This window comes from Arthrobacter sp. Bi26, assembly GCF_918697925.1.
GTDB lineage: Bacteria > Actinomycetota > Actinomycetes > Actinomycetales > Micrococcaceae > Arthrobacter.
The window spans coordinates 1-25,858 of record NZ_CAKKMF010000051.1 but is presented as its reverse complement, the minus strand read 5'-3'; the positions used below and the strand labels follow the sequence as shown (position 1 = coordinate 25,858).

The following is a 25,858-nucleotide window of genomic DNA, read 5'->3' as shown; positions in this document are numbered from 1 at the left end:
GATCCCACGTGTCTGAAGCTGCTGTGGCCGGCGTCTATCCCCGGGGCGTGAAGCTCGGGGTGGACGTCGGCACGGTCCGCGTGGGCGTGGCCGTCTGCGACCGCGACGGAATCCTGGCGACCCCGTTGCGCACGCTGCAGCGGAATGTGAAAAAGAACACAGACGTTCGGATCCTGGCCGCCCTGGCGGAGGAGCTGGACGTCGTGGAGATTTTCGTGGGACTGCCGCGCACCATGAAGGGCGAAGAGCACGCCTCGGCCAGGATGGCCGCAGATTATGCACAACTGCTTGTCCGGGCTCTGCAGGGTGCCGGCTCCGACGTGCCCGTGCGGCTGATTGACGAGCGGCTCAGCACCGTGACCGCCCACCGCAACCTGCATGAAGCTGGCATGAGCAGCAGAAATCACCGTACAGTAGTTGATCAGGTTGCGGCGGCAGGTATTCTGCAACATGCGCTTGATATGCAAAAGGCCAGGGGAACGGAGGTCGGAAACCGCGTGTACGCGGAGTCTGCGCCGGGGCCGACCGGGGACGGCGCACAGACCGACCCGGCAGTACAGACGCACTCTTCAGAACATGGAAGGCTACAGTGAGCCCGGTCAACAGTGATGACTCCTCCGGTGACGCCCCTATTGGTGCTGACCGAGCGCTGACGCGCAAAGAAATCCGGGCCCGGGAAAAGTTCCTGGCGACGCAGGGACACAACGTGATCCCGCCGCAGGCTTTTGAGACCGGACAGGATGTTCCGACGCCGGCACCGGCACGGGCACCGGAGGGAGAGCTGCCGCAGGCCGCCCCGGAACTCCCCGAAGCAGCACCGACCGTGCACGAAGACGCTGCAGCTGAAGAGCCCGTGCACGAAGTGCCCGTCCACGAAGAGCCCGTCCACGAAGAGCCCGTGCACGAAGAGCCCGTGCACGAAGAGCCCGTGCACAACGAAGCCGTCCACGAAGAGCCCCTGCACGAGGAAACAGTGCAGGACGTTCCCGCCGACGAAGAGCCCGTCCGCGACGACTTCACGCGGATGATCCCCATCCACTCAGAGCCCGTCCACGAAGACGCCGGCCACGGGAACGCCGTCTATGCGTCGGCAGGCCAGCTTGGCCACGACGCCCGCCACGACGCGGTTGCGCATGGCGCCGGCCCCCACGATGGCTATGCTCCTCACCCCCACGACGAGGCTCACCATGTTTACGACGACTCCGGCGAACACCTGGCACAGGGCCACCCGGACGCCGAATATCACAGCGAACCCGGCCACGAGCTGATGGCCGGAGCGGTCCGCTACGACAAGGTTCCGTCCAAGAAGGTCCGCCGCCGCCGCCGCTTCCTGGCCCTGGTGCTTACCCTGACGGTCTTCGTCGTCGCAATCGCCGTTGGCGCGCAGTTCCTCAAGCCCCTCCTGGGCATGGACACCGTGGCCGATTACCCGGGCCCGGGGACCGGCGACGTCACCATCACGGTCGCACCCGGCGCCGGGCCGAGGTCCGTGGCCACCGAGCTGCAGTCAAAGAAGGTCGTGGCGAACGCGGACACGTTCCTCAAGGAATTCACCGCTTCCGGCGGTGCCCTGAACCCCGGCACGTTCTCGATGCGCCAGGAAATGAAGAACTCCGATGCCGTGGACGTCCTGCTTAACAAGGACCAGGGCAAGGTCATGTACTTTGCGCTCAGCGCCGGGCTGCGGATCAGCGAATCCCTGCAGGCGATTTCCGAGGGCACCGGGATTTCGGTTCCGGAGCTGAAGGCGCTCAGCGATGCGCCCGCCCAGTTCGGCGTCCCGGCGAAGGCCAAGAACCTCGAGGGCTACCTGGCGCCGGGGGAGTACCGCTTCCCGTTGGGCACCTCCGCCAAGGACATTCTGCAGAAGCTCGTAGGCAACACCCTGGATGAACTCAAGGCCCAGGGGGTCACCGATGCCGCGAAACAGTACGACGTCGTGACGGTAGCGAGCATCGTGCAGGCCGAAGGCGGCCAGGCCGAATACGGTGACGTCGCCGGCGCCATCTACAACCGCCTCAAGCCGAACAACACCGAGACGAACGGGCTGATCCAGTCCGATGCCACGGTCACCTATGGCCTGGGCATCCGCAGCTTCCACATCGACGAGGTCCAGAAGGCTGACAAGTCGAACCGGTACAACACCTATGCCAACCAGGGGCTGCCCGTCGGGCCCATTGGCTCTCCCGGCAAGACGGCCATTGACGCCGCCGCCAAGCCCAAGACCAACAGCTACCTCTACTGGGTCACCATCAACCTGGACACCAAGGAGACCAAATTCTCCAAGACCCTGGCCGAACACAACGGATACGTGGAGCAGTACAACGCCTGGTGCGAGGCCAACCCGGGACGCTGCGTATGACGCTGCGGGCGGCCGTCCTCGGGCATCCCATCAGCCATTCGAAGTCGCCGGCGCTGCACCGCGCCGCCTACGCGCACCTGGGCGTGGACATCGCCTACTCCGCCATTGACGTGACAGAGGCCGACCTGCCGGATTTCATGCGGCAGGTCAGGGTTGAGGCGCGCGCTGACGGTTTCTGGCGCGGGCTCTCGGTCACGATGCCGCTGAAATCGGCCATGGTGGCGGAAGTGGACGAGGTCCGGGGAGTGGGGCGCGCACTCGGCGTCGTCAACACCGTTGCCTTCGAATCCGGCGGCGGCAGAGCTGACCACACGCGGTTGGTCGCCTACAACACGGACGTCGCCGGGATCGTCAATGCGCTCCGGCACGCGGGGGCCGCCCCGGCGCCCACCGCCGTGGTCCTCGGCGGCGGCGGGACCGCGGCTGCTGCCATCGCTGCGCTCAAAGAACTGGGCGCAGTGTCTGCCGAGGTGTTCGTGCGCGATCCCAGCCGCGCCGCCGAAGCCCGCGCGGCCTCCGCCGCCGTGGGGCTCCCCGTCCAGGTGCTTCCCCTCGCCGGTGCGGCCGCCGCCGTCGCCGCGGCCGACGTCGTCATCTCCACGCTGCCGCCCCGCGCGGCAGACCCGCTTGCCGTGGAACTGGCAGATGCGCTTGCCGCGGAACTGGCACAAGAGCCGCCAGCCCCGCCGGCAGAATCCGTGCCTCGGAACGATGCCGCCGGACGACGGCGGACAACACCCTCGGGCGGCTCGGGCCGCCCGGGCGTCCTCCTGGACGTCGCCTACGATCCGTGGCCCAGCCGGATCGCCGCGGTCTGGCAGGAAGCCGGCGGCACGGTGGTCCCGGGACTTGAAATGCTCATCTACCAGGCGGTGGAGCAGGTCCGGCACTTCACCGGACTGGGCGAGGCCCTCCCGGCCGGAGTCATAGATGTGATGTGTGACGCAGTCGGGGCGCCCCGACGGGTGTTCTAACCGCCCGACATGGCAGGATGGAATGTATGTTGCGTTGGTTGACTGCCGGAGAATCCCATGGCCCGGCACTGGTCGGAATAATTGAAGGCGTGCCCGCCGGTGTGGAACTCACCAGCGCCCACATCAGCGAGGCCCTGGCCCGCCGGCGGCTCGGCTACGGCCGCGGCGCCCGGATGAAATTCGAGCAGGACGTGGTCACGATCCTCGGCGGAGTCCGCCACGGCCTGACCCAGGGCGGCCCTGTCGCCGTCCAGGTCGGCAACACCGAATGGCCCAAATGGGAACAGATCATGTCCTCCGATCCCGTGGAGCCGGAAATCCTGGCCGACCAGGCCCGGAACGCCCCACTGACACGGCCCCGGCCCGGCCACGCCGACTTCACCGGAATGCAGAAATACGGCTTCGACGAGGCCCGCCCGGTCCTGGAGCGCGCCAGCGCCCGCGAGACGGCCACGAGGGTGGCGCTCGGCACGGTCGCCGCGGCGTTCCTCAAGCAGCTCGGAATCGAACTCGTCTCCCACACCGTGTCCATCGCCAGCGTTGCCGTGCCGGAAGGCCGGCCGCTGCCGGTCCCGGGCAACGTGATCGCCCTGGACGCCGATCCGCTGCGCTGCTTCGACCGCGAAACCTCGGACGCCATGGTGGCCGAGGTCGACGTCGCGCACAAGGAAGGCGAAACCCTCGGCGGCGTCGTGGAAGTGCTTGTCTACGGGCTCCCGCCGGGACTGGGCAGCTACGTCCACTGGGACCGGCGACTCGACTCGCGCCTGGCTGCGGCACTGATGGGCATCCAGGCCATCAAGGGCGTTGAGGTCGGCGACGGCTTCCGTACCGCGGCGCGCCGCGGCTCGGCCGCCCACGACGAGATCGTCAAGGACGCGGACGGCAAGATCATCCGCACATCAAACCGCGCGGGCGGGATCGAGGGCGGCATGAGCATCGGCGATGTCCTGCGCGTCCGTGCCGCCATGAAGCCGATCGCCACCGTGCCCCGCGCGCTCAAGACGGTCGACGTCAGCACGGGGGAGGCGGCCAAGGCCCACCACCAGCGCTCCGACGTCTGTGCCGTCCCCGCCGCCGGCGTCGTCGCCGAGGCCATGGTGGCCCTCGTGATCGCCGAAGCCGTCACCGAAAAATTCGGCGGTGACTCCGTACAGGAGACCGCCCGCAACATCAAGGGTTACCTGGACAGCATTCCGGCGTCCCTGGACTCGATCGGCCACTAGTGCCGGCCGGGAACACCGGCGGGCTCTCCGCCGCGGCAACGCACATTGGCCCGGTGGTGCTGATCGGACCGATGGCCGTGGGCAAATCGGCGATCGGACAGCAGCTCGCGCAGCACCTGGGGTGCGCCTTCGTGGACACCGACGCCCTCGTGGTGGCCCAGCACGGGACGATCGCCGAGATCTTCGCCAGCCGGGGCGAGCACGCCTTCCGTGAGCTTGAGGCGCGGGCCGTGGCGCAGGCCATTGAGGAAGCCCTGGGGAGCACCACCGTCATCTCGCTCGGCGGCGGCGCTGTCCTTGACTCCGGTACGCAGCAGCTCCTGGGCCGCTGTACCGTTGTTTACCTTGAGTGCGACGCCCAGACTGTGGCGGAACGCATCGCCAGAAATTCGGGCCGGCCGCTCCTGGCCGGCGACGCCATGGGCCGGTGGCGGACCTTGTTCGCCACCCGGCGGCCGGTCTACGAACGGCTCGCCGACCTCGTCCTCGATGTCCGGACCGGCAGCGTGCCGGAGCTGGCCCACCGGCTGGAAGATGCGCTGGGGGAGCACACCGTGTCGAAGACCGCGGCCGTGCCTACCCCGGCGGCGACAAAGGAAGTTGAATAGTGAGTACCGAATCAACCGTCATCAAAGTCACCGGACAAACGCCGGGTGAGAACTACGACGTCGTAGTGGGCCGTGGCCTCCTGGCAAGCCTGCCGGGCCTGCTGGGTGAACGCGTCAAGCGCGTCCTGGTCATCCACCCCCGGGCGCTTCGGCTTACCGGGGACACCGTCCGGGAAGAGCTGGCCGCCGCCGGTTTCACCGCACTGACCGCAGAAATCCCCGACGCCGAAGAGGGCAAGCACATCGAGGTCGCCTCCTTCTGCTGGCAGGTGCTGGGCCAGAACGACTTCACCCGCTCCGACGCCGTCGTCGCCGTCGGTGGGGGCGCCGTGACGGACCTGGCCGGCTTTGTCGCCGCGACCTGGCTGCGCGGCGTCAAGGTCATCCACATGCCCACGAGCCTGCTGGGCATGGTTGACGCCTCGGTCGGCGGCAAGACCGGCATCAACACCGCCGAGGGCAAGAACCTGGTGGGCGCGTTCCACCCGCCCGCCGGCGTCCTCGCGGACCTTGACACGCTCGAGACGCTGCCGAAGAACGAGATCATCTCCGGCATGGCTGAGGTCATCAAATGCGGCTTCATCGCCGACCCGGCCATCCTGGACCTGATCGAAAAGGACCCGTCCGCGGTCTCCGATCCCCGCTCGGACCTGTTGCGGGAACTGATTGAACGAGCCATCAGTGTTAAGGCCCGGGTAGTCTCCGAGGACCTGAAGGAAACCGGCCGGCGCGAGTTCCTGAACTACGGCCACACCCTGGGCCACGCGATCGAACTCGCCGAGCGCTACTCCTGGCGCCACGGCGCCGCCGTCTCCGTGGGCATGATGTTCGCCGCCGAACTCGCCCGCAGCGTGGGCCGGCTCAGCGACGCCGACGCCGACAGGCACCGCAGCATCCTCGAAAGCCTGGGGCTTCCCATCACGTACCGCCGCGACCGCTGGCAGGCCCTCCTGGACGGCATGCGGCGGGACAAAAAGTCCCGCGGTGACCTGCTGCGTTTCGTGGTGCTCGACGGCGTCGGCAGGCCCGGCATCCTCGACGTCCCGGACACGTCACTGCTGTTTGCCGCCTACCAGGAGATTGCCTCCTGATGAACATGATCAAGGGCGGCACCAGCGAGTGGCCGGACGCGGGATTGCCCGGGGTCCGGATCAACCCGCAGTCCCTGATGCCCCAGATCGTCAATGACGAGGTCCTGGCCGAGGCGTTGGCGGCCTCCACCGACCCCGGGGACCGGATCCTGGTCCGGCTCGTCGAAGGGCACGCGGGCGAAGCCGCCGAGCTCCTCGCCGAGGCGCGCTACAAGGACCCCGGCTCGCTCCGGCTGCGGATCTTCGAAGCGGACGTGCTCCGGGTTTCGAACCGGTTCGACCGGGCCGTTGAGGTGTTCCGCCAGCTCCTCGCCGAGACCCAGGGCACCCTGGAGGAGGCGGCCGTCCGCCAGCACCTCGGCCGGTCCTACTTCGCCGGCGGGAACGTTGGCGCCGCCGTCGAATCCTTCGCCAAGGCGCTGGATTTGCGCGTGGCCGGGTCCGCCGATGCGGCCCTGATCTACGCGTCCACGGTGGCGCTGCAGCGCGCGCGGGACGTGCTGGAACAGCAGTCCTGAGCCCCCGTCAGCCAGCTGTCCGCGGGAACCGGTAGAATAGATCTTGGATTTTTGACAAATACGCGTTGGCGGGCCGCTTGGCATGCCGGCCCGGCATAGAACGTCTGGCCGATAGCACCGGCCCGATGGAACCAGAGAGAAACTAAGAGGATACAGTGGCAACCACTAACGACATCAAGAACGGAACCGTCCTTAAGCTTGAGGGCCAGCTTTGGAACATCATCGAGTTCCAGCACGTCAAGCCCGGCAAGGGTGGCGCGTTCGTGCGCACCAAGATGCGCAACGTGATGTCCGGCAAGGTCGTCGACAAGACCTTCAATGCCGGACTGAAGATTGAGACCGCCACCGTGGACCGCCGCGACTACCAGTACCTGTACCAGGACGGCGCCGACTTCGTCTTCATGGACACCTCGGACTTCGACCAGCTCACCGTCTCGGCCGCCACCGTCGGCGACGCCACCAACTTCATGCTCGAAAACCAGATGGTCAACATCGCCATCCACGAGGGCAACCCGCTCTACATCGAGCTGCCCCCGAGCGTCGTCCTCGAGATCACCTACACCGAGCCGGGCCTGCAGGGCGACCGCTCCTCGGCCGGCACCAAGCCTGCCACCCTCGAAACCGGGTACGAGATCCAGGTGCCGCTGTTCGTCGAGAACAACACCAAGGTCAAGGTCGACACCCGCGACGGCAGCTACCTCGGCCGGGTCAACGACTAGTGAGTGCGCGCGGTAAGGCCCGGAACCGGGCCCTCGATGTGCTTTTTGAGGCCGAGCAGCGCTCTGCCTCGGCGTTCGACGTCCTGAAGTCCCGCCGCGAGCAGACCGACCAGATCGTCAACCCGTACACCCTCGAAATTGTCGAAGGCGTGGTGTCGCACCAGGTGGCCATCGACGAGTTCCTCGAGACCTATTCGCAGGGCTGGACCCTGGAGCGCATGCCCTCCGTGGACCGCATCATCCTGCGGATCGGCACCTGGGAACTGCTCTACAACGACGACGTCCCGGACGGCGTGGCAGTCAGCGAAGCTGTGGCCCTGGCCAAGACGCTCTCCACGGACGAGTCGCCGTCGTTCATCAACGGCCTGCTGGGCCGGTTGCAGCAGCTGAAGCCTTCGCTGCTGGCCTGAGACCCCGCACCGCAAAGAACCCCGCCCAGGACATCCTGGGCGGGGTTCTTTCGTTAGCCGACGGCGGCGGCCCGGAGCGCGGCGATCTCGGCGAGCTGGTGCTGCTCATCGCGTTGGTGCGCCGGCACGTCCCGGCCGCTGAGAATCCGTTGCCGGGTGAAGGCAAGCTGGGTGGCTGCATCGAGCAAAGACCTCATCTGTGCGCCCCGCCCGACGGACTTTGCCCAGCGCAGCGCAGAACGGCGGCCCGCGGCGGTGGCCAGCATTTCCACCTCGGCCGTGGTGAACCAGCCCGCGGCCGCGTATTCCATAAGCCGCTGGCGGGTGAGCCTGCGCTCCGCCACCCGCAGCAGCACGATGACCAGGACCGCCAGCACGAAGATCGGCACCTGCACCAGCAGATACTGGGCCAGGAAGTCCTGGCCCATGCTGTTCCAGCCGCTGTGCAGCAGCATCGCGGGGACGAGGCCGACGACGAACGCCAGCACGGACAGGCCGGTCCGCCCGCGGGTCGCGGCGAGGCCCATGATCAGGCCGGTGGTTCCCGTGAAGATTGCGTGGGCGAAGGGGGACATGACCCCGCGGAGGAAGAACACCACCGCGAGGTCCGTGCCGGGGTCGGACGATTCGGCGATGGCGCGGCCGAAGTAAAGGATGTTCTCGGTGAACGCGAAGCCTGCCGCGATGGTGAAGGCGAACACCACGCCGTCCACCGGTCCGTTGAAGTGCCTCGGGGCGAAGAGCAGGAGCACCAGCAGCCCCAGGGACTTGGCGAATTCCTCGACCACCGGTGCCTGGACCGTCACCGCGAACGTCGTATAGTCCAGTCCCGAGGCAGGTCCCGCCACCAATGAAAAATAGGGCTGAATCAGCATCGTCACCGCTATCGAGACGACAGCTCCCCAGGCAAAGGCGAAAAGCAGCAGCGGCTTGGGCTCAGGCTCCCAGCGGTCGATGAAGCGCACCGTCAGCAACACGGTGCCCAGCGGAATCAGGGAGGCGATGAAGCCAATGACAAAGCCCGAGATTCCGGTCCTTTCCAGGAGGAAGGGCAGGACCAGGAAGAGGCTGATGAACGCGAGGAATCCGCCGGCCAGCACGAGGCCAAGAACGCCGGCGGAACGGCGGCCGCCCGCGACCGCCGGAAGGGCGGGAGGGAATGCCGGCTCGAACTGGCCGCGGCTGTTGGCAGGGGCCCTCTGGTAATCCGCCGGCTGGACGTGCCCCAGCCACGTCGGGTTGGCCTGCTGGGGCAGCGGCCGCTCACCGGAGGCGCCGGGGTGGTCATGCCCGTGGCGCGGCTCGTTCGTCGTCATGGAACCGAGCCTATGTCCGTGTGAGGTTAAACGCATTCCGGCGGCGACGGGGCGTCAGCCCCGCTGTGGTAATTTGAAAGAGCAAATAATCCTTTTTTAATTCCGTCCCGTGAGGCGGGGAAAGGGGAGACGAGCTTTGACTTCTGTGCCCTCAGCACCGGGTCCGGCGAAGGTGATGCTCACCCGGGTTGTCCTCAACCAGGCTGACATCGACCGCGCCCTCACTCGTATCGCCCATGAAATTCTCGAGGCCAACAAGGGCTCCCAGGACCTCGTCCTGCTGGGCATCCCGCGCCGGGGCTATCCCCTGGCCGTCCGCCTCGCCGCCAAGATCGCTGCCGCCGACCCCACCGTGGACGCCGCCGCGATAGTCGGCCAGCTCGATGTCACCATGTTCCGCGATGACCTCTCGCACCAGCCCACCAGGCCGCCGTACCCCACCCAGCTCCCGCGGACCGGGATCGACAACAAAGTTGTTGTGCTGATCGACGACGTCCTTTACTCCGGACGCACCATCAGGGCAGCCCTCGATGCCATCATCGACCTCGGCCGCCCGCGGATTGTCCGCCTGGCCGTGCTGATCGACCGCGGCCACCGGGAACTGCCCATCCGCGCGGACCACGTCGGCAAGAACCTGCCCACGTCCTCGTCCGAGAAGGTCCGCGTCCGCCTCGAGGAAACCGACTCTGTGGACGGCGCCCCCATCAATGAAGTGGTCATCGAGGCCACCGCATGAGGCACCTGCTCTCCACCGAAGACCTGAGCCTGCATGACGCCATCCGCATCCTGGACACCGCCGAGGAAATGTCGGCCGTGGGGGAGCGCGAAGTCAAAAAGCTCCCCGCCCTGCGCGGGCGCACCGTGGTCAACCTGTTCTTCGAGGACTCCACCCGCACCCGGATCTCCTTCGAAGCCGCCGCCAAGCGGCTCTCCGCCGACGTCATCAACTTCGCCGCGAAGGGCTCCTCCGTCTCAAAGGGCGAGTCACTCAAGGACACCGCCCAGACCCTCGCCGCGATGGGCGCCGACGCGGTGGTTATCCGGCACTGGGCCTCCGGCGCCCCGCACCGGCTCGCTGCGACCGACTGGATCGACGCCGCCGTCATCAACGCCGGCGACGGCACCCACGAACACCCCACCCAGGCGCTGCTGGACGCGTTCACCATGCGCCGGCACTGGTCGAAGCTCGCCGGCACGCCGTCGGCCGGGGCGGACCTCACAGGCATGCGCGTCGCCATCGCCGGCGACGTGCTGCACTCCCGGGTGGCCCGCTCCAACGTCTGGCTGCTGCGCACCCTCGGCGCCGAGGTCACGCTCGTCGCGCCGCCCACGCTGCTGCCCATCGGCGTCGAAAAATGGCCGTGCGCCGTCAGCTTCGACCTCGACGAGACGCTCGCGCAGGGAGTGGACGCCATGATGATGCTCCGGGTCCAGGGCGAACGGATGAATGCGTCCTTCTTCCCGACCACCCGCGAGTACTCGCGCCGCTGGGGCTTCGACGACAACCGGCTCCGGGCCCTGGACAGCCTCGGGCTCAAGGACACCATCATCATGCACCCGGGTCCGATGAACCGCGGCCTGGAGATCTCCGCGGCCGCGGCCGACTCGCCCCGCTCCACCGTGCTGGCGCAGGTCCGCAACGGCGTCTCGATCCGCATGGCGGCGCTGTACCTGCTGCTTTCCGGGGAGAACCGCGAACCGGCCGCCGCACCTGTATCTGTATCTGCCGCAACCTCCCCCGCCGCCAATCCGAACCTCACTTATTCCCACCAGGAGAGCCACTGATGGCCGAACAGCAACAGCACGCAGACAACAGCGGCGCCTACCTCATCCGAGGCGCCGCGATCCTGGGCGGGGCAGCCGAGGACCTGCTGATCCGGGACGGCGTGATCGCCGCCCGCGGCCGGCAGTTGGACGCCGACAGCGCCGGGGTGAGGGACGCAACGGTAATTGACGCCGCAGGCCTCATTGCGCTCCCGGGCATGGTGGACATCCACACCCATCTGCGCGAACCCGGCCGCGAAGACGCCGAAACCGTTGAAACCGGCACCCGCGCCGCCGCGCTGGGCGGCTACACGGCAGTCCATGCGATGGCCAACAGCACCCCGGTGGCGGACACCGCCGGCGTCGTCGAACAAGTCCTCACCCTGGGCCGGACCGCCGGCTGGGTGGACGTCCGCCCGGTGGGCGCCGTGACCGTGGGACTCGCGGGGGAGCAGCTCGCCGAACTCGGCGCCATGGCCGACTCCCGCGCGCACGTGCGGGTGTTCTCCGACGACGGCATCTGCGTGCACGATCCGGTGCTGATGCGCCGCGCACTCGAATACGTCAAGGCGTTCGACGGCGTCGTGGCCCAGCACGCCCAGGAACCCCGCCTCACCGCCGGCGCCCAGATGAACGAGGGCGAGGTCTCCGCCGTCCTGGGCCTGGCCGGCTGGCCGGCCGTCGCCGAAGAGAGCATCATCGCCCGGGACGTGCTGCTGGCCCAGCACGTCGGCTCCCGCCTGCACGTTTGCCACGTCTCCACGGCAGGGTCCGTGGAGATCATCCGCTGGGCCAAGTCCCGCGGCGTCAACGTCACGGCCGAGGTCACCCCGCACCACCTCTGGCTCACCGATGAGCTCGCCCGCAGCTACGACCCGGTCTACAAGGTCAACCCGCCGCTGCGCACCGACGCCGATGTCCAGGCCCTCCGCGCCGCCCTGGCCGACGGCACGATCGACGTCGTCGGCACCGACCACGCCCCGCACCCGAGCGAACACAAGGAATGCGAGTGGGCGCAGGCGGCCATGGGCATGACCGGGCTGGAAACCGCGCTGTCCGTGGTGCAGCACACCATGATCGAAACCGGCCTGATGGGCTGGGAAGACTTTGCCCGCGTGACCTCCACGGCGCCGGCCGCCATCGGCCGGGTCCAGGACCAGGGCCGCCCGCTCGAGGCCGGTGAGCCCGCCAACGTCATACTCGTGGACGCGGCTGCGCGCTGGACCGTGGACCCTTCTAAGATGGCAACCATGGGCCGTAACTCTCCGTTTGCCGGCCGGGAACTGCCAGGGAAGGTAGTGGCGACGTTCTTCAAGGGCCACCCGACCGTTCTCGACGGAAAACTCAACACCCCGTACCGGTGGCCGGTCGACGCCGTCGACGCCGGACCGGCGGGCCTCCGCCCATGACGGTCAAGGACCTTTCCCTGCTCTTCACCCTCGTCCTGATCGGCGTCGCGCTTACCCTCATCGCCGTCGGCTGGCGCAACCGCCTGCGCCGCCAGTCCGACGTCGAGCCCCTCCCCGAGGTTCCCGCCGGGCTTGGCGCCCCGCTGGCCGCCGCCGACGGCCAGTACGTCGCATCCACCACCGCCGGCGACTGGCTGGACCGGATCGCCGTGCACAACCTGGGCGTCCGCACCAACGCCAAGCTCAGCGTGCACCCCGAAGGCGTCCTGTTCGAGCGCTCAGGCGCCGGCCCGGTGTTCATCCCGGCCGGACGCCTCACCGGTGTGCGGCAGGAAAGCGGCATGGCCGGAAAGTTCGTCGAGAAAGACGGCCTACTGGTGCTCAGCTGGATGCTCGGCTCCCACGAGCTGGACACCGGCTACCGGACCCGCCGTGCCGAGGACAAGGCCGTGCTCCTCAGCACCCTCCAAGATTTGATCTCCGCAGCCCCTCAGGCAGAAGCCGATAGTGGAAAGTAACAACGTGACGGACCCCAAAGTGACAGCAAACCCCACTGCACCCGCTGCAGCAGCATCCACCCCCGCAGTCCTCGTACTCGAGGACGGCCGGTTTTTCCGCGGCACCAGCTACGGCGCCACCGGAACGGCGCTCGGCGAGGCGGTCTTCGCGACCGGCATGACCGGCTACCAGGAGACCATCACCGACCCCTCCTACGCGCGCCAGCTCGTGGTCCAGACCGCGCCGCACATTGGAAACACGGGCGTCAACACCGACGACGCCGAGTCCCGCCGCATCTGGGTGGCCGGCTACATCGTCCGCGACGCCGCGCGCCGGCCCTCCAACTGGCGTTCCGAACGTTCCCTGGATGACGAGCTCGTCGAGCAGGGGATCGTCGGCATCCAGGGCGTCGACACCCGCGCCATCACCCGCCACCTGCGCGAACACAAGACCATGCGCGCCGGCATCTTTTCCGGCGACGCCGCCCGCGCCACGGACAAGGAACTTCTCGACGCCGTCCTGGCCAGCGCGCCGATGGAAGGCTCACGCCTCGCCGAGGAAGTCAGCGTGGACGCCGCGTACACGGTGGAGCCCAAGGACTTCGGCTGGGACGGCGAGCCGCGGTTCAGCATTGCCGCCATCGACTTGGGCATCAAGCGCATGACCCCGGTCCGCTTCGCCGAGCGCGGTGTCCGGGTGCACGTGCTGCCCGCCACGGCAACCCTCGCCGACGTCCAGGCCGTCAACCCCGACGGCTTCTTCATGTCCAACGGCCCCGGCGACCCGGCCACCGCGGACAACCAGGTGGCGCTGCTGCGCTCCGTGCTCGATGAGAAGATCCCGTACTTCGGCATCTGCTTCGGCAACCAGATCCTGGGCCGCGCCCTCGGATTCGGCACCTACAAGCTGCGCTACGGCCACCGCGGCCTCAACCAGCCGGTGATGGACCGCCGCACCGGCAAGGTCGAAATCACCTCGCAGAACCACGGGTTCGCCGTCGACGCCCCGCTCAACGGCGCCACCCAGGCCCCCGAGGAACGCTTCGGCCGGGTCGAGGTCAGCCACGTGAGCCTCAACGACGACGTCGTCGAAGGCCTCGCCTGCCTCGACATCCCGGCCTTCTCCGTGCAGTACCACCCCGAAGCTGCCGCCGGCCCGCACGACGCCGCCTACCTCTTCGACCGCTTCATCGAGCTGATGGCGGACGCTTCTTCAAAGACAGAGACAGGCACAAAAACTGCCACCGATTCCAAGACTGAGGACAAGAAGTAATGCCCAAGAGAACTGACCTCAAGAGCGTCATGGTCATCGGGTCCGGCCCGATCGTGATCGGCCAGGCGGCCGAATTCGATTACTCCGGCACCCAGGCACTGCGCGTCCTCAAGGAGGAAGGCCTGCGGGTCATCCTCGTCAACTCCAACCCGGCCACGATCATGACGGACCCCGAGTTCGCGGACGCCACTTACATCGAGCCGATCACCCCCGAAGTGGTGGAGAAGATCATCGCGAAGGAGCGCCCCGACGCGCTACTGCCGACCCTTGGCGGCCAGACGGCCCTCAACACGGCCATCGCCCTGGACAAGAACGGCGTCCTGGAGAAGTACAACGTTGAGCTGATCGGCGCCAACATTGCCGCGATCGAGCTCGGCGAGGACCGCGAGAAGTTCAAGGGCGTCGTGGAGCGCTGCGGCGCCGAGTCGGCCCGCAGCCACATCATCCACACCATGGACGAGGCACTCGCCGCAGCCGGGGACCTCGGCTACCCGATGGTCGTCCGGCCCTCCTTCACCATGGGCGGCCTCGGCTCCGGGCTGGCCTACGACGAGGGCGACCTGCGCCGGATCGTCGGCCAGGGCCTGCAGTACAGCCCCACGTCCGAGGTGCTGCTCGAGGAGAGCATCCTCGGGTGGAAGGAATACGAGCTCGAGATGATGCGGGACAAGAACGACAACGTCGTGGTGGTCTGCTCCATTGAGAACTTCGACCCGGTCGGCGTGCACACCGGCGACTCCATCACCGTCGCCCCCGCACTGACCCTGACCGACCGCGAATACCAGCGGCTGCGCGACATCTCGATCGCCGTCATCCGCGAGGTCGGCGTCGACACCGGCGGCTGCAACATCCAGTTCGCCGTCGAACCGGACACCGGCCGCGTCGTCGTGATCGAAATGAACCCGCGCGTCTCCCGCTCCTCCGCCCTCGCCTCCAAGGCCACCGGCTTCGCGATCGCCAAGATCGCCACCAAGCTGTCCCTCGGCTACACCCTGGACGAGATCCCGAACGACATCACCCAGAAGACCCCGGCGTCCTTCGAACCGACCCTGGACTACGTGGTGGTGAAGGTCCCGCGCTTCGCCTTCGAGAAGTTCCCGGCGGCGGACCCCACCCTGACCACCACCATGAAATCGGTGGGCGAGGCCATGGCCATGGGCCGGAACTTCACCGAGGCGCTGCAGAAGGCCCTGCGCTCCCTGGAGCAGAAGGGCTCCCAGCTGGACTTCAGCCACGTCCCGGAATGGGAAGTTGCTGAGCTGATCGAGAAGGCCAAGCGTCCCACCACCGACCGCCTGCACCAGGTCCAGCGCGCCCTGCTCGGCGGCGCCACCGTGGAACAGCTCTTCGAGGCCACCAAGATCGACCCCTGGTACCTGGACCAGCTCCAGCTGCTGAACGAGATCTCCCTCGAAATCCGGCAGGCCGCGGCACTGACTCCGGAGATGCTGACACGCGCCAAGCGCCACGGCTTCTCCGACGAGCAGATCGGTGCCCTGACCCACAACTCCGAGGACGTCGTCCGCGGCGTCCGGCAGGCCCTCGGCATCCGTCCCGTCTACAAGACCGTGGACACCTGCGCGGCCGAGTTCGCCGCCTACACCCCGTACCACTACTCCTCCTATGACGAGGAGGACGAGGTCGCGCTGCACGCCAAGCCGTCCATCATCATCCTCGGTTCCGGCCCCAACCGGATCGGCCAGGGCATCGAATTCGACTACTCCTGCGTCCACGCCTCGATGGCGCTGCGCAAGGCCGGCTACGAGACCGTCATGGTCAACTGCAACCCGGAAACTGTCTCCACGGACTACGACGTCTCCACCCGGCTCTACTTCGAGCCGCTCACCCTGGAGGACGTGCTCGAGGTCATCGCGGCCGAGGAGCGCACCGGCGGCGTCATGGGCGTCTTCGTCCAGCTCGGCGGCCAGACCCCGCTGAAACTGGCCCAGCAGCTCGCCGACGCCGGCGTGCCGATCCTCGGCACCTCGCCGGAGGCGATCGACCTCGCCGAACACCGCGGCGCCTTCTCCCGCGTACTTGACAAGGCCGGGCTCGTCTCGCCGAAGAACGGCACCGCAGTGTCCTTCGAGGACGCCAAGAAGATCGCCGACGAGATCGGCTACCCGGTCCTGGTCCGCCCGTCCTACGTCCTCGGCGGACGCGGCATGGAGATCGTCTACGACGAGCCCAACCTCTCCCGCTACATCGCCAACGCCACCGAAATCACCCCGGACCACCCGGTGCTGATCGACCGCTTCCTCGAGGACGCCGTCGAGATCGACGTCGACGCCCTCTACGACGGCACGGAGATGTACCTCGGCGGCATCATGGAACACATCGAGGAGGCCGGCATCCACTCCGGCGACTCGGCCTGCGTGCTGCCGCCCATTACCCTGGGCGGCAACGTGCTGGAACGGGTCCGGACTGCCACCCTGGCGATCGCCGAGGGCGTGGGCGTCCGCGGCCTGATCAACATCCAGTTCGCCCTGGCCTCCGACGTGCTCTACGTCCTCGAAGCCAACCCCCGCGCCTCACGCACCGTGCCGTTCGTCTCCAAGGCCACCGGTGTCCAGATGGCGAAGGCCGCGGCCCTGATCGGCACCGGCGTCACCATTAACCAGCTCCGCAGCGCCTACAAGATGCTGCCGGAGAGCGGCGACGGCTCCTCCCTGCCGCTGGACGCCCCGGTCTCGGTCAAGGAAGCCGTCCTGCCGTTCAGCCGCTTCCGCACCCCCGAGGGCAAGGTGGTCGACTCCCTGCTCGGCCCGGAAATGCGCTCCACGGGCGAGGTCATGGGCATCGACAAGCACTTCGACACGGCCTTCGCCAAGAGCCAGGCGGCCGCCAACAACGCGCTGCCCACCGAGGGCAAGATCTTCGTGTCGGTGGCGAACCGGGACAAGCGCTCGGTCATCATGGGCGTCAAGCGGCTCTCGGACCTCGGCTTCGAGATCGTCTCCACCGGCGGCACGGCCGACGTGCTGCGCCGCAACGGCATCCAGGCCACCCCGGTCCGGAAGGTCGCCGAGGGCTCCAGCGCCGAGGGCGAAGGCACCATCGCGGACCTCATCATCGCCGGCGAGATCGACATGGTCTTCAACACCCCCTCCGGCGGCGAGGCCCGCAGCGACGGCTACGAACTGCGTGCCGCCGCGACGTCGATCGGCATCCCGTGCATCACCACCGTGGCCGAGTTCAACGCCGCCGTCCAGGCGATCGAGGCGCTGCGCACCTACGAATGGTCCGTCACGAGCCTGCAGGAGCACGCCGCGAACCTGAAGGCCCTGCAGGATGCCTGAGGCCCCCACCGCCAAAACGGCAAGCCGGGAGTCCTTCGGCTCCCGGCTGGGGCGGGCCATGGCGGACCGGGGCCCGCTGTGCGTCGGCATCGACCCGCACCCGGCACTCCTGCAGCGCTGGGGCCTGACTGACGACGCCGCCGGGCTGGAACGCTTCTCGCTGACCGTCCTGGAGGCCGTGGCCTCCCTCGCTGCCGCGGTGAAGCCGCAGGTGGCCCTGTACGAGCGGCACGGTTCGGCTGGAATCGCCGTGCTCGAACGCACCCTTGCCGCGGCGGCGGAAGCGTCCGTGCTGAGCATTGCCGACGCCAAACGCGGCGACATCGGCTCCACCATGGCCGCCTACGCCGACGCCTGGCTGCGGGACGGCTCACCCCTGGCAGCGGACTCGGTCACGCTGAGCCCGTACCTGGGCTTTGAGTCACTGCGGCCCGCCCTGGACCTGGCGGCCGAGACCGGGCGCGGCGTGTTCGTCCTCGCGCTGACCTCGAACCCGGAAGGTGCCTCGGTCCAGCACGTCGGCGGGGCGGACTCCGTCGCGCGGCGGATCACGGAAGCGGCCGCGGCGGAGAACCGCCGCTATGACGGTTCCCTCGGTTCAGTGGGCCTCGTGGTCGGCGCCACGGTGGGCTCCGCCCTCACCACACTGGATCTCGACCTGGCGGCGGTCCGCGGGCCCATCCTTGCCCCGGGGCTGGGTGCGCAGGGCGCCACGGCCGCGGACCTGCGCCGTACCTTCGGTGCGGCCTACCCCCAGGTTCTGGGCACCTCGAGCCGGGACATCCTCGGCGCCGGACCGCAGCTGCAGTCCCTCCGCGATGCCGCACGGCGCACCCTCGACGAACTCCTCGCCGCCTAGCGGCAGCCGCCCAGCCGGCCCGGGACCGGCGCTGCCGGACCCGGGCCGCGGGCTGTCCCGTTCGGGGACTGAGTTTTCCCGTTCTGAGTTTTCCCGTCCTGAGTTTTCCCGTACCGGGGCAAGCAGATTTCCATTGATTTCTGCCGCCGCCAGACTGTAGGTTCGGGGCAAGGGCATGAGTGCCCCGTCCCGCCATGCAGGGAGGACTTCCAGTGAGTTTGAGACCCCTCACTCCGCAGGAGCGTTCCGACGCCCTCCGCAAGGCCGCTGCCGCAAGGGCCACCAGGGCCGAGGCAAAGGAGCGCCTCAAAACGGGAGAACTAAGCATCGCCAACGTCATCAGCGCCGCCGAAACCGACGACGCCATTGCCCGCATGAGAATCGTGGAGCTGCTCGAAGCCCTGCCCGGGATCGGCCGGGTCCGGGCGGCGGCCATCATGGACCAGCTTGGCATCGCGCAATCCCGGCGGGTCCGCGGCCTGGGAATCCACCAGCGCCGCGCGCTGGTAGATTTTATTGACGACAAATAGCCCGGTCCGCCGAGCTGCCACCACCGCCCAAAGGAATATGTGACCAAGAAACCGGGACTGACAGTCCTCGCCGGCCCGACGGCTGTTGGCAAAGGCACCGTGTCCACCTATATCCGCGATAACTATCCCGAGGTGTGGCTGTCCGTTTCGGCTACCACCCGGGCTCCGCGGCCCGGGGAAATCGACGGAGTGCACTACTACTTCAAGTCGAAGGAAGAGTTCGAGTCCCTGGTGGCTGCAGGCGAATTGCTCGAATGGGCCGTGGTGCATGGGCAGAACACCTATGGCACCCTGAAGAGCACGGTCAACCAGGCCATCGCCGAGGGTCGGCCGGTGCTGCTGGAAATCGATCTGCAGGGAGCACGCCAAGTACGGCAGGCCGTTCCGGATGCGCAGTTCGTGTTCCTTGCGCCGCCCAGCTGGGACGAATTGGTGCGCCGGCTTGTGGGCCGCGGCACGGAAAGTGCCGAGGAACAGCAGCGGCGGCTGGAAACCGGTAAAGTAGAGCTTGCTGCTGAACCGGAGTTCGACCACACCGTTATTAATGACGACGTTCGCCGGGCAGCGGACGAGCTTGTTTCACTCATGGGGCTGACCCCCCACCCGCGCTAGCCGCGGGAAGCCATCAGCCCGTTAGAATTTGGAGAATTCGTGTCCACGAACCTTGAAGGAATCATCAACCCGCCGATCGACGAGCTGCTGAAGGCCGCCGACTCGAAGTACGGACTGGTGATTTTTGGTGCCAAGCGCGCACGCCAGATCAACGCGTACTACGCCCAGCTGCACGAGGGCCTGTTTGAGTACGTGGGTCCGCTGGTCGACACCAAGCTGAACGAGAAGTCCCTGTCGATCGCGCTGCGCGAGATCAACGAAGGCAAGCTCGTCTCCACGCCGATCGAAGCCACAGAGTAATTCCCTCCGCGGGAAGAGCCAAGTAAACAGACTGCCTGTTGACGGAGATCACGTGCGCATAGTCCTCGGAGTCGGGGGAGGGATTGCCGCCTACAAGGTGGCATCGCTCCTCCGGCTTTTTACTGAAGCCGGGCATGACGTCACGGTCATCCCCACCGAGGCGGCCACCCGCTTCGTCGGCGTCGCCACGTGGGAGGCCTTGTCCGGGCACCCGGTGAGCAACAGCGTGTTCGACGCCGTCCACACGGTCAACCATGTCCGGCTCGGCCACGACGCCGAACTGATCGTCGTGGCCCCCGCCACGGCCGATCTCCTGGCCCGCGCGGCCACCGGACAGGCCGATGACCTCCTCACCAACACCCTGCTGATGGCCGGCGACTGCCCGGTGCTCATGGCCCCGGCCATGCACACCGAAATGTGGCAGCACCCCGCCACCGAAGCCAACGTCGAAACCCTGCGCAGCCGCGGCGTCACCGTGCTGGAACCCGCGATTGGCCGCCTGACCGGCGCCGACTCCGGTCCCGGCCGGTTGCCCGAGCCCGAGGCGATCTTCACCGCCGCACTGGCTCTTGCCGGGGCATCTGTTGCTGCGGCAGGGGCACTGGCCGACCCTGCCGCGGAGCAGGACGTGAACGCGGTCCTGACCGCAGGTCCGTCAGCGGCACAGCCGGTGGTGCCGCCGTTGGCCGGGCTCACTGTGACCATCAGCGCCGGCGGCACCCGGGAACCGCTGGACCCCGTGCGGTTCCTCGGCAACCGCTCCTCGGGCAAGCAGGGCGTGGCTCTGGCCGCAGCCGCCCTCGAAGCCGGCGCCCGCGTCCGCCTGCTGGCCGCCCACATGGAGGTCCCGGCGCCCGCCGGCGTCGAGGTCGTCCAGGTCGAGACTGCCCTGGAACTGCGGAAGGCGGCGCTGCATGCGGCCGCCGACTCCGACGTCGTCATCATGGCCGCCGCCGTCGCGGACTTCCGCCCGGCGGACGTCTCCGGGACCAAGATCAAGAAGCGCGACGACGTCGCCGATCCGGTGATCAACCTGGTGCGCAACCCCGACATCCTGCGGGAAATCGTCGAGGTCCGCGACGCCGCGTCCCGGGATCAGCTGATCGTCGGCTTTGCCGCCGAGACCGGCGACGCCGGGGGCGACGTCCTCGAGTATGCCCGGGACAAGCTGCGCCGGAAGGCCTGTGACCTGCTGGTCGTCAACCAGGTGGGCCGGGACATGGTCTTTGGCGAAGACACGAACTCCGTAGTCATCCTTTCCCGCGACGGCTCCGAACCCCAAGAGGCGTCGGGTTCCAAATCCGACGTCGCCGCCGCCGTGATCGACCGGATCAGCGCCGAGCTGAGCCGGGCTGTACCGCCGGCGTAGCCCGGCGTAACCAACATCTCCTTAGCATGGGGACACACGCCGCCGGACGTCCGATTTCCAACCAGTAAGGTAGTTGAGTGACTTTACCGCTGCACATCCCCGCCTTCCACGGGTCCACGCCCGCCGCGCTCCGGCTCTTCACGTCCGAGTCGGTGACGGAGGGCCACCCCGACAAGATCTGTGATCAGATCAGCGATGCGATCCTTGACGCCCTGCTCGACAAAGACCCCGAGTCCCGGGTTGCCGTGGAGACGCTGGCCACCACCGGGCTGGTCCACGTCGCCGGCGAGGTCACCACGGACGCCTACGTCGAGATCCCGCAGATTGTCCGGGAGACCATCCTGGGCATCGGGTACGATTCTTCGGCCAACGGCTTCGACGGCGCCCGGTGCGGCGTCTCGGTATCCATCGGCCAGCAGTCCAACGACATCGCCGGCGGCGTGTTCAACTCGCTCGAAGCCCGCGAGGGACGCCAGGAGGACGACTACGACCTCCAGGGCGCCGGCGACCAGGGACTCATGTTCGGCTACGCCAGTGACGAGACGCCGTCCTACATGCCCGTGCCGATCTGGCTCGCCCACCGGCTCTCCGAGCGCCTGACCGAGGTCCGCAAGAACGGCGAACTCGCCTACCTGCGCCCGGACGGCAAGACCCAGGTCACGGTGGGCTACGACGTCGACCGTCCGGTCTCGGTCGAGACTGTCGTCATCTCCAGCCAGCACGCCGAAGGCACCAGCCTGGACCGGCTCCGGGCCGACCTCGCCGAGCATGTGGTGGGACCGGTCATGGCGCTGTCCAACCTGGACACCTCACGGACCCGCAACATCCTGAATCCCGCGGGCGCCTTTGTCATTGGCGGCCCCGTGGGCGACGCCGGCCTCACCGGCCGCAAGATCATCGTCGACACCTACGGCGGCATGGCCCGCCACGGTGGCGGCGCGTTCTCCGGCAAGGACCCGTCGAAGGTGGACCGCTCGGCCGCCTATGCCATGCGCTGGGTCGCCAAGAACGTGGTGGCCGCCGGCCTCGCCAAGCGCGCCGAAATCCAGATCGCCTACGCGATCGGACAGGCCCGCCCGGTGGGAACCTACGTTGAGACGTTCGGAACCGAAACCGTGGACCCGGCACGGATCAGCGCCGCGATCGCCGAGATCTTCGACCTGCGCCCCCGGGCCATCATCGACGCCCTCGACCTCAAGCGCCCGATCTACACCAAGACCGCCGCCCACGGGCACTTCGGCCGCGAAGACCCGGACTTCACCTGGGAACGCCTGGACCGGGTGGACGAGCTGAAGGCGTTCTTCAACGCCTGAGTTTAGGCCACGACGTTTGAGCCCGACTCGTCGGCGCGTTTTTGTCAGTCCTGTGTGATGCACTGTAGCCAGGCCACTCTCCAGTGGCCTGGCTACAGTGCATTTGGGAAAACAGTGCATTTGGGAAAACAGTGCATTTGTCGAACGATCCCGAGGGAGGTGCGAGCCGTGAGTCCCAGTCCTGCCGGCGGCGCGCCCGGCGAACCCCAGCAGCTGTCCCTTCTCCAGGGCTTTCCCGCCTCCGCCGCGGAAGCCTCCGGACCCGCCCTTGCTGCGCAGCTGCCGGTGGCGCGGGTGCTGATCGAATCCTCGCTGCCACACCTGGACCGGCCCTTCGATTACAGCGTGCCTGCCGCCCTCGACGCCGAGGCCGTGCCCGGCGTCCGGGTCAAGGTCAAGTTCAACGGGCAGGAGCTGGCCGGATACCTGCTGGAGCGCACGGCCGGGTCCGACGCCGGACACCCCCTCGTGCCGCTGCACAAAGTGCTCTCTCCCGTCCCAGTCCTGACCCCTGCGGTGGCCGAGCTCGCCGGCCGGATCGCCTCGCGTTACGCCGGAACGGTCAGCGACGTCCTGCGCGTTGCCGTGCCGCCCCGCATGGCCAAACTCGAAAGGGAATTCGCCCCGGACGGCCGGCTCGACCCCGCGCTTTTCGGTACTGAGATGTTCGGTCTTGCGACCGACGTGTCGCTTCCGTCCCCGGCCGCTGGCAGCGTCTGGGCCACGTACCGCAACGGTCCGGCGTTCCTCGCCCACCTCGCCGCGGGGGAGTCGCCCCGGGCCGTGCTGACCGCCCTCCAGGGGTACGGGCACGGCGGCTGGCCGCGGATGATCGCGGAAGCGGTGGCCGCGGTCCGGATCTCCGGCCGCGGCGCCGTCGTTGTGGTGCCCGACTACCGGGACCTCGACCGCGTGGAGTCTGCCTTGCTGGAACTCCTCCCTGCCGGCGACGTCGCCCGGCTCACCGCGGACGACGGCCAGACGCCGCGCTACCGCAGTTTCCTGCGCGTCCTCAGCGGCGCGGCCGGGGTCGCCGTGGGCACACGGTCCGCGGCCTACGCGCCGGTGCCGAACCTCGGGCTCGTGGTCTGCTGGGACGACGGCGACGACCTCCACATCGAGCAGCGCTCCCCGTACGCGCACTCCCGCGAAGTCCTCCTGCTCCGCGCGGGCCAGGAGGGGGCCGCGTGCCTGCTCGCGGCCCATTCACGCAGCACCGAAACGGAGCGGCTGGTCGCCTCCGGCTGGGCCCAGGCCGTGGAAGCGGAGCGGACCGTCCTCCGCCGGACGGTCCCGCGCGTCCTGAACACGGCCGACAGCTATGAACTCGAACATGACCCGCTTGCCCGCGTCGCCCGCCTCCCCGCGGCGGCCTGGCGGGCCGCCAAGGAGGGCCTGGAACGCGGTCCGGTCCTGGTCCAGGTGGCCCGCGCCGGCTACGCTCCCTCGCTGGTGTGCGAAACCTGCCGGGAACCGGCGCGCTGCACCGCCTGCAGCGGGCCCCTGGCGATTGCCGGCCCGGGCGGGAGCAGCGCCGTGCCGCAATGCCGCTGGTGCTCGTCCCCGGCCCCGGCATGGCGGTGCGGCACGTGCAACGGTGCCAGGCTCCGGCGTGGCGCCACGGGAGCCCTGCGCACGGCGGAGGAGCTGGGCCGGGCGTTTCCGGGAAAACCGGTCATCACCTCCTCCGGAGACCAGATCAAGGCCACCGTTCCGGAGACGAAAGCCCTCGTGGTTGCCACCGTCGGTGCCGAGCCGGTCGCCACCGGCGGGTACGCCGCGGCCCTGCTGCTCGACGGCGACTCGCTGCTGCGCCGGGAAAACCTGAGGGCGGGGGAGGACGCAGTCCGCCGCTGGTTCAACGCGGCGGCCCTGGTGCGGCCGGCACCCGACGGCGGCCTGGTGGTCATTACCGCCGACGACGCCGCCGGGGTTGGTGCCCTGCTGCGGTGGGATCCGGCCGGGTACGCCAGCCGGGAACTGGCACTGCGGCAGGAGCTGCAGCTGCCGCCCGCCGTGCGGGTAGCCTCCGTCACCGGCGGCAGGACCGCCGTCGGACATTTCACGGAGGCCATCCAGCAGCGGCTGGCGGCGCAGGGAACCGTCCTCCGGACGGCCGGGCCCGCGCCCCTCATCCTGCCGGCGGCCGCGGGGGCCGGCCGCACGCCGCCGCGGGATTCTGCGGCGCGGGATTCCGGCGAGGAGGTCCGGACCCTGCTGTTCATCCCCTACGCCCAGGCCGCGGACGCCACGGCGGTCATGCGGGCCGTCAAGGCATCAGCCGCAGCCAAGCGCAGCGACGACCCGGTGCAGCTGCGCCTGGACGGCGTGGACGTCCTCTAAAATTCCGCTGCGTCCTTGCGTCCTTGCGTCCTTGCGTCCTTGCGTCCTTGCGTTCCTGCGTTCCTGCGACCTCCTTGATGCCGAGGACACGGAAGCTGGGTCTGCATCATAAGAACACTCGCCATTTTCGGCGTGTCGCCAACGGCCATTCGCCACAGCTGGCCGGAATGGCGGCTCCCATTGCGGCCCTCTGCGGCAAATGGGTGCTCCTCGACGCGCTGCCCCCGGCGTCATCCCGGCCTCGATGCGAGTGCGGCGCGGAGTGGCCCTCCGCGCCGGCGACTGACAGCCGTCCCGGCTATTTCCGGTTGCGAGGGCGGCCCCGGAGCGCGACGGCCTCTTCGGCGACGGCCACGAGCCGCCGTGCCGACTCGTCCCAGCTGAAGTCGCCGGCCCGCTCCACTGAGCGGCTTGAACGGGCCTTCCACAGTGCGGGGTCTTCGAGCTCGCGCACTGCCTCGGCAAACTCCGACGGCGAGTCGGGATGCACGTAGCTGACGGCGTCGTCGCCGACTTCCCGGAAGATCGGGATGTCGCTGGCGATCACAGGCGTGCCGTGCGACATGGCCTCGACGAGCGGCAGGCCATAGCCCTCGGCCCGGGACAGGCTGATCAGGGCGGTGGTGCGCGCCAGGAGGGCCTCGTACTCGGCGTCGGTCACGCCGTTGTGGAAGACGATGTTTGCGCCCTGCGGGGCCAGCGCCTCGAGCTCGGCCCGCCGCTCCGGGGTGATGCGGCTGAGCAGGTGGAGGGTCATGTCCGGGAGTTCCGCCATGCCGCGGACCATGGTTTCCACGTTCTTGTAGGGCATGAACGAACCCATGTAGAGCAGCGTCTTGTCGGCCCCCGCCCCGGGGTCGCGCGGTGTGTGGCCGTGCTGGGGGGCGTTGCCGACAATCCTGACGGGACGCCGGGTGAGCCGGTACTTCGATATCAGGGCCGCCGTGGTGGAGCTGATGGTTGCCACGATGTCCGCCCTGTTCAGCAGGACCCGCTGGGGCCAGAAGGCCTTGTGGTAGAGGCGCCACAGGATCCGGACGGGGGCTGGCAGGAACCCGGGTGGGGC

Annotated in this window: 24 protein-coding genes; 22 read left to right on the top strand and 2 right to left on the bottom strand. The window is 68.4% G+C overall.

Annotated elements, in window-relative coordinates; all coding sequences use genetic code 11:
• The first annotated feature begins 8 nt into the window (after positions 1–8).
• From ruvX to nusB, 9 genes are all read left to right on the top strand, one after another.
• Positions 9–593, top strand: a complete 585-nt coding sequence (gene ruvX / locus LQV16_RS14325) for a Holliday junction resolvase RuvX (RefSeq protein ID WP_229994579.1) — start codon at positions 9–11, stop codon at positions 591–593.
• The gene (mltG, locus tag LQV16_RS14320; RefSeq protein WP_229994578.1) at positions 590–2,362 is read left to right on the top strand and encodes an endolytic transglycosylase MltG; all 1,773 of its coding nucleotides are present in this window, start codon (positions 590–592) and stop codon (positions 2,360–2,362) included. The genes ruvX and mltG overlap by 4 nt, the downstream gene beginning before the upstream one ends.
• Positions 2,359–3,336 carry a shikimate dehydrogenase gene (locus LQV16_RS14315; RefSeq protein ID WP_229994577.1) on the top strand — a complete coding sequence of 326 codons (978 nt, stop codon included), beginning with the start codon at positions 2,359–2,361 and terminating at the stop codon, positions 3,334–3,336. Before mltG ends, LQV16_RS14315 begins: the two co-directional genes overlap by 4 nt.
• Before the next feature lie 26 nt (positions 3,337–3,362).
• Complete coding sequence (gene aroC, locus LQV16_RS14310) at positions 3,363–4,562, top strand: chorismate synthase (RefSeq protein ID WP_229994576.1); 1,200 nt, start codon at positions 3,363–3,365, stop codon at positions 4,560–4,562.
• Positions 4,562–5,170, top strand: a complete 609-nt coding sequence (locus LQV16_RS14305; protein WP_290369380.1) for a shikimate kinase — start codon at positions 4,562–4,564, stop codon at positions 5,168–5,170. The genes aroC and LQV16_RS14305 overlap by 1 nt, the downstream gene beginning before the upstream one ends.
• Positions 5,170–6,261 (top strand): 3-dehydroquinate synthase, encoded by a 1,092-nt coding sequence (aroB, locus tag LQV16_RS14300; RefSeq protein WP_229994575.1) that lies wholly within the window; start codon positions 5,170–5,172, stop codon positions 6,259–6,261. The genes LQV16_RS14305 and aroB overlap by 1 nt, the downstream gene beginning before the upstream one ends.
• Positions 6,261–6,779 (top strand): tetratricopeptide repeat protein, encoded by a 519-nt coding sequence (locus tag LQV16_RS14295; protein ID WP_229994574.1) that lies wholly within the window; start codon positions 6,261–6,263, stop codon positions 6,777–6,779. Before aroB ends, LQV16_RS14295 begins: the two co-directional genes overlap by 1 nt.
• A 155-nt stretch (positions 6,780–6,934) precedes the next feature.
• Positions 6,935–7,498 (top strand): elongation factor P, encoded by a 564-nt coding sequence (gene efp / locus LQV16_RS14290; RefSeq protein WP_018773146.1) that lies wholly within the window; start codon positions 6,935–6,937, stop codon positions 7,496–7,498.
• Positions 7,498–7,908: a transcription antitermination factor NusB gene (nusB, locus tag LQV16_RS14285; protein WP_018773145.1), complete on the top strand. Its 411-nt coding sequence runs from the start codon at positions 7,498–7,500 to the stop codon at positions 7,906–7,908. Before efp ends, nusB begins: the two co-directional genes overlap by 1 nt.
• 53 nt (positions 7,909–7,961) lie before the next feature.
• On the opposite strand, the gene LQV16_RS14280 is transcribed toward nusB, so the two are convergent.
• On the bottom strand, positions 7,962–9,224 hold the full coding sequence (locus tag LQV16_RS14280) for a PrsW family intramembrane metalloprotease (protein ID WP_229994573.1): 1,263 nt from the start codon (positions 9,222–9,224) through the stop codon (positions 7,962–7,964).
• A 136-nt stretch (positions 9,225–9,360) separates the two neighbouring features.
• Here LQV16_RS14280 and pyrR point away from each other — a divergent pair, with 136 nt between their 5' ends.
• From pyrR to LQV16_RS14215, 13 genes are all read left to right on the top strand, one after another.
• Complete coding sequence (gene pyrR / locus LQV16_RS14275) at positions 9,361–9,960, top strand: bifunctional pyr operon transcriptional regulator/uracil phosphoribosyltransferase PyrR (RefSeq protein WP_290369379.1); 600 nt, start codon at positions 9,361–9,363, stop codon at positions 9,958–9,960.
• Positions 9,957–11,009 carry an aspartate carbamoyltransferase catalytic subunit gene (locus tag LQV16_RS14270; protein ID WP_229994572.1) on the top strand — a complete coding sequence of 351 codons (1,053 nt, stop codon included), beginning with the start codon at positions 9,957–9,959 and terminating at the stop codon, positions 11,007–11,009. Before pyrR ends, LQV16_RS14270 begins: the two co-directional genes overlap by 4 nt.
• Positions 11,009–12,397, top strand: coding sequence for a dihydroorotase (locus LQV16_RS14265; protein WP_229994571.1), 1,389 nt, complete (start codon positions 11,009–11,011; stop codon positions 12,395–12,397). The genes LQV16_RS14270 and LQV16_RS14265 overlap by 1 nt, the downstream gene beginning before the upstream one ends.
• Positions 12,394–12,915, top strand: coding sequence for a hypothetical protein (locus tag LQV16_RS14260; RefSeq protein WP_229994570.1), 522 nt, complete (start codon positions 12,394–12,396; stop codon positions 12,913–12,915). The genes LQV16_RS14265 and LQV16_RS14260 overlap by 4 nt, the downstream gene beginning before the upstream one ends.
• Before the next feature lie 19 nt (positions 12,916–12,934).
• The gene (gene carA, locus LQV16_RS14255) at positions 12,935–14,167 is read left to right on the top strand and encodes a glutamine-hydrolyzing carbamoyl-phosphate synthase small subunit (protein WP_229994588.1); all 1,233 of its coding nucleotides are present in this window, start codon (positions 12,935–12,937) and stop codon (positions 14,165–14,167) included.
• A complete protein-coding gene (gene carB / locus LQV16_RS14250; RefSeq protein ID WP_090581086.1) occupies positions 14,167–17,466 on the top strand; it encodes a carbamoyl-phosphate synthase large subunit in 3,300 nt (1,099 codons plus the stop codon). The genes carA and carB overlap by 1 nt, the downstream gene beginning before the upstream one ends.
• Positions 17,459–18,325: an orotidine-5'-phosphate decarboxylase gene (pyrF, locus tag LQV16_RS14245; protein WP_229994569.1), complete on the top strand. Its 867-nt coding sequence runs from the start codon at positions 17,459–17,461 to the stop codon at positions 18,323–18,325. The genes carB and pyrF overlap by 8 nt, the downstream gene beginning before the upstream one ends.
• A 212-nt stretch (positions 18,326–18,537) precedes the next feature.
• Entirely contained in the window at positions 18,538–18,855 is a 318-nt protein-coding gene (mihF, locus tag LQV16_RS14240; protein WP_229994568.1) for an integration host factor, actinobacterial type, read from the top strand.
• Between the two features lie 39 nt (positions 18,856–18,894).
• On the top strand, positions 18,895–19,467 hold the full coding sequence (gmk, locus tag LQV16_RS14235; protein WP_229994567.1) for a guanylate kinase: 573 nt from the start codon (positions 18,895–18,897) through the stop codon (positions 19,465–19,467).
• Positions 19,468–19,506: 39 nt separating this feature from the next.
• Entirely contained in the window at positions 19,507–19,767 is a 261-nt protein-coding gene (gene rpoZ / locus LQV16_RS14230) for a DNA-directed RNA polymerase subunit omega (RefSeq protein ID WP_229994566.1), read from the top strand.
• Between the two features lie 52 nt (positions 19,768–19,819).
• Entirely contained in the window at positions 19,820–21,136 is a 1,317-nt protein-coding gene (locus tag LQV16_RS14225; RefSeq protein WP_229994565.1) for a bifunctional phosphopantothenoylcysteine decarboxylase/phosphopantothenate synthase, read from the top strand.
• Positions 21,137–21,213: 77 nt separating this feature from the next.
• Positions 21,214–22,449 (top strand): methionine adenosyltransferase, encoded by a 1,236-nt coding sequence (gene metK, locus LQV16_RS14220; RefSeq protein WP_229994564.1) that lies wholly within the window; start codon positions 21,214–21,216, stop codon positions 22,447–22,449.
• A 168-nt stretch (positions 22,450–22,617) separates the two neighbouring features.
• Entirely contained in the window at positions 22,618–24,792 is a 2,175-nt protein-coding gene (locus tag LQV16_RS14215) for a primosomal protein N' (protein WP_229994563.1), read from the top strand.
• Between the two features lie 298 nt (positions 24,793–25,090).
• On the opposite strand, the gene LQV16_RS14210 is transcribed toward LQV16_RS14215, so the two are convergent.
• The coding region (locus LQV16_RS14210; RefSeq protein ID WP_229994562.1) for a glycosyltransferase at positions 25,091–25,858 on the bottom strand (768 nt) is incomplete at its 5' end.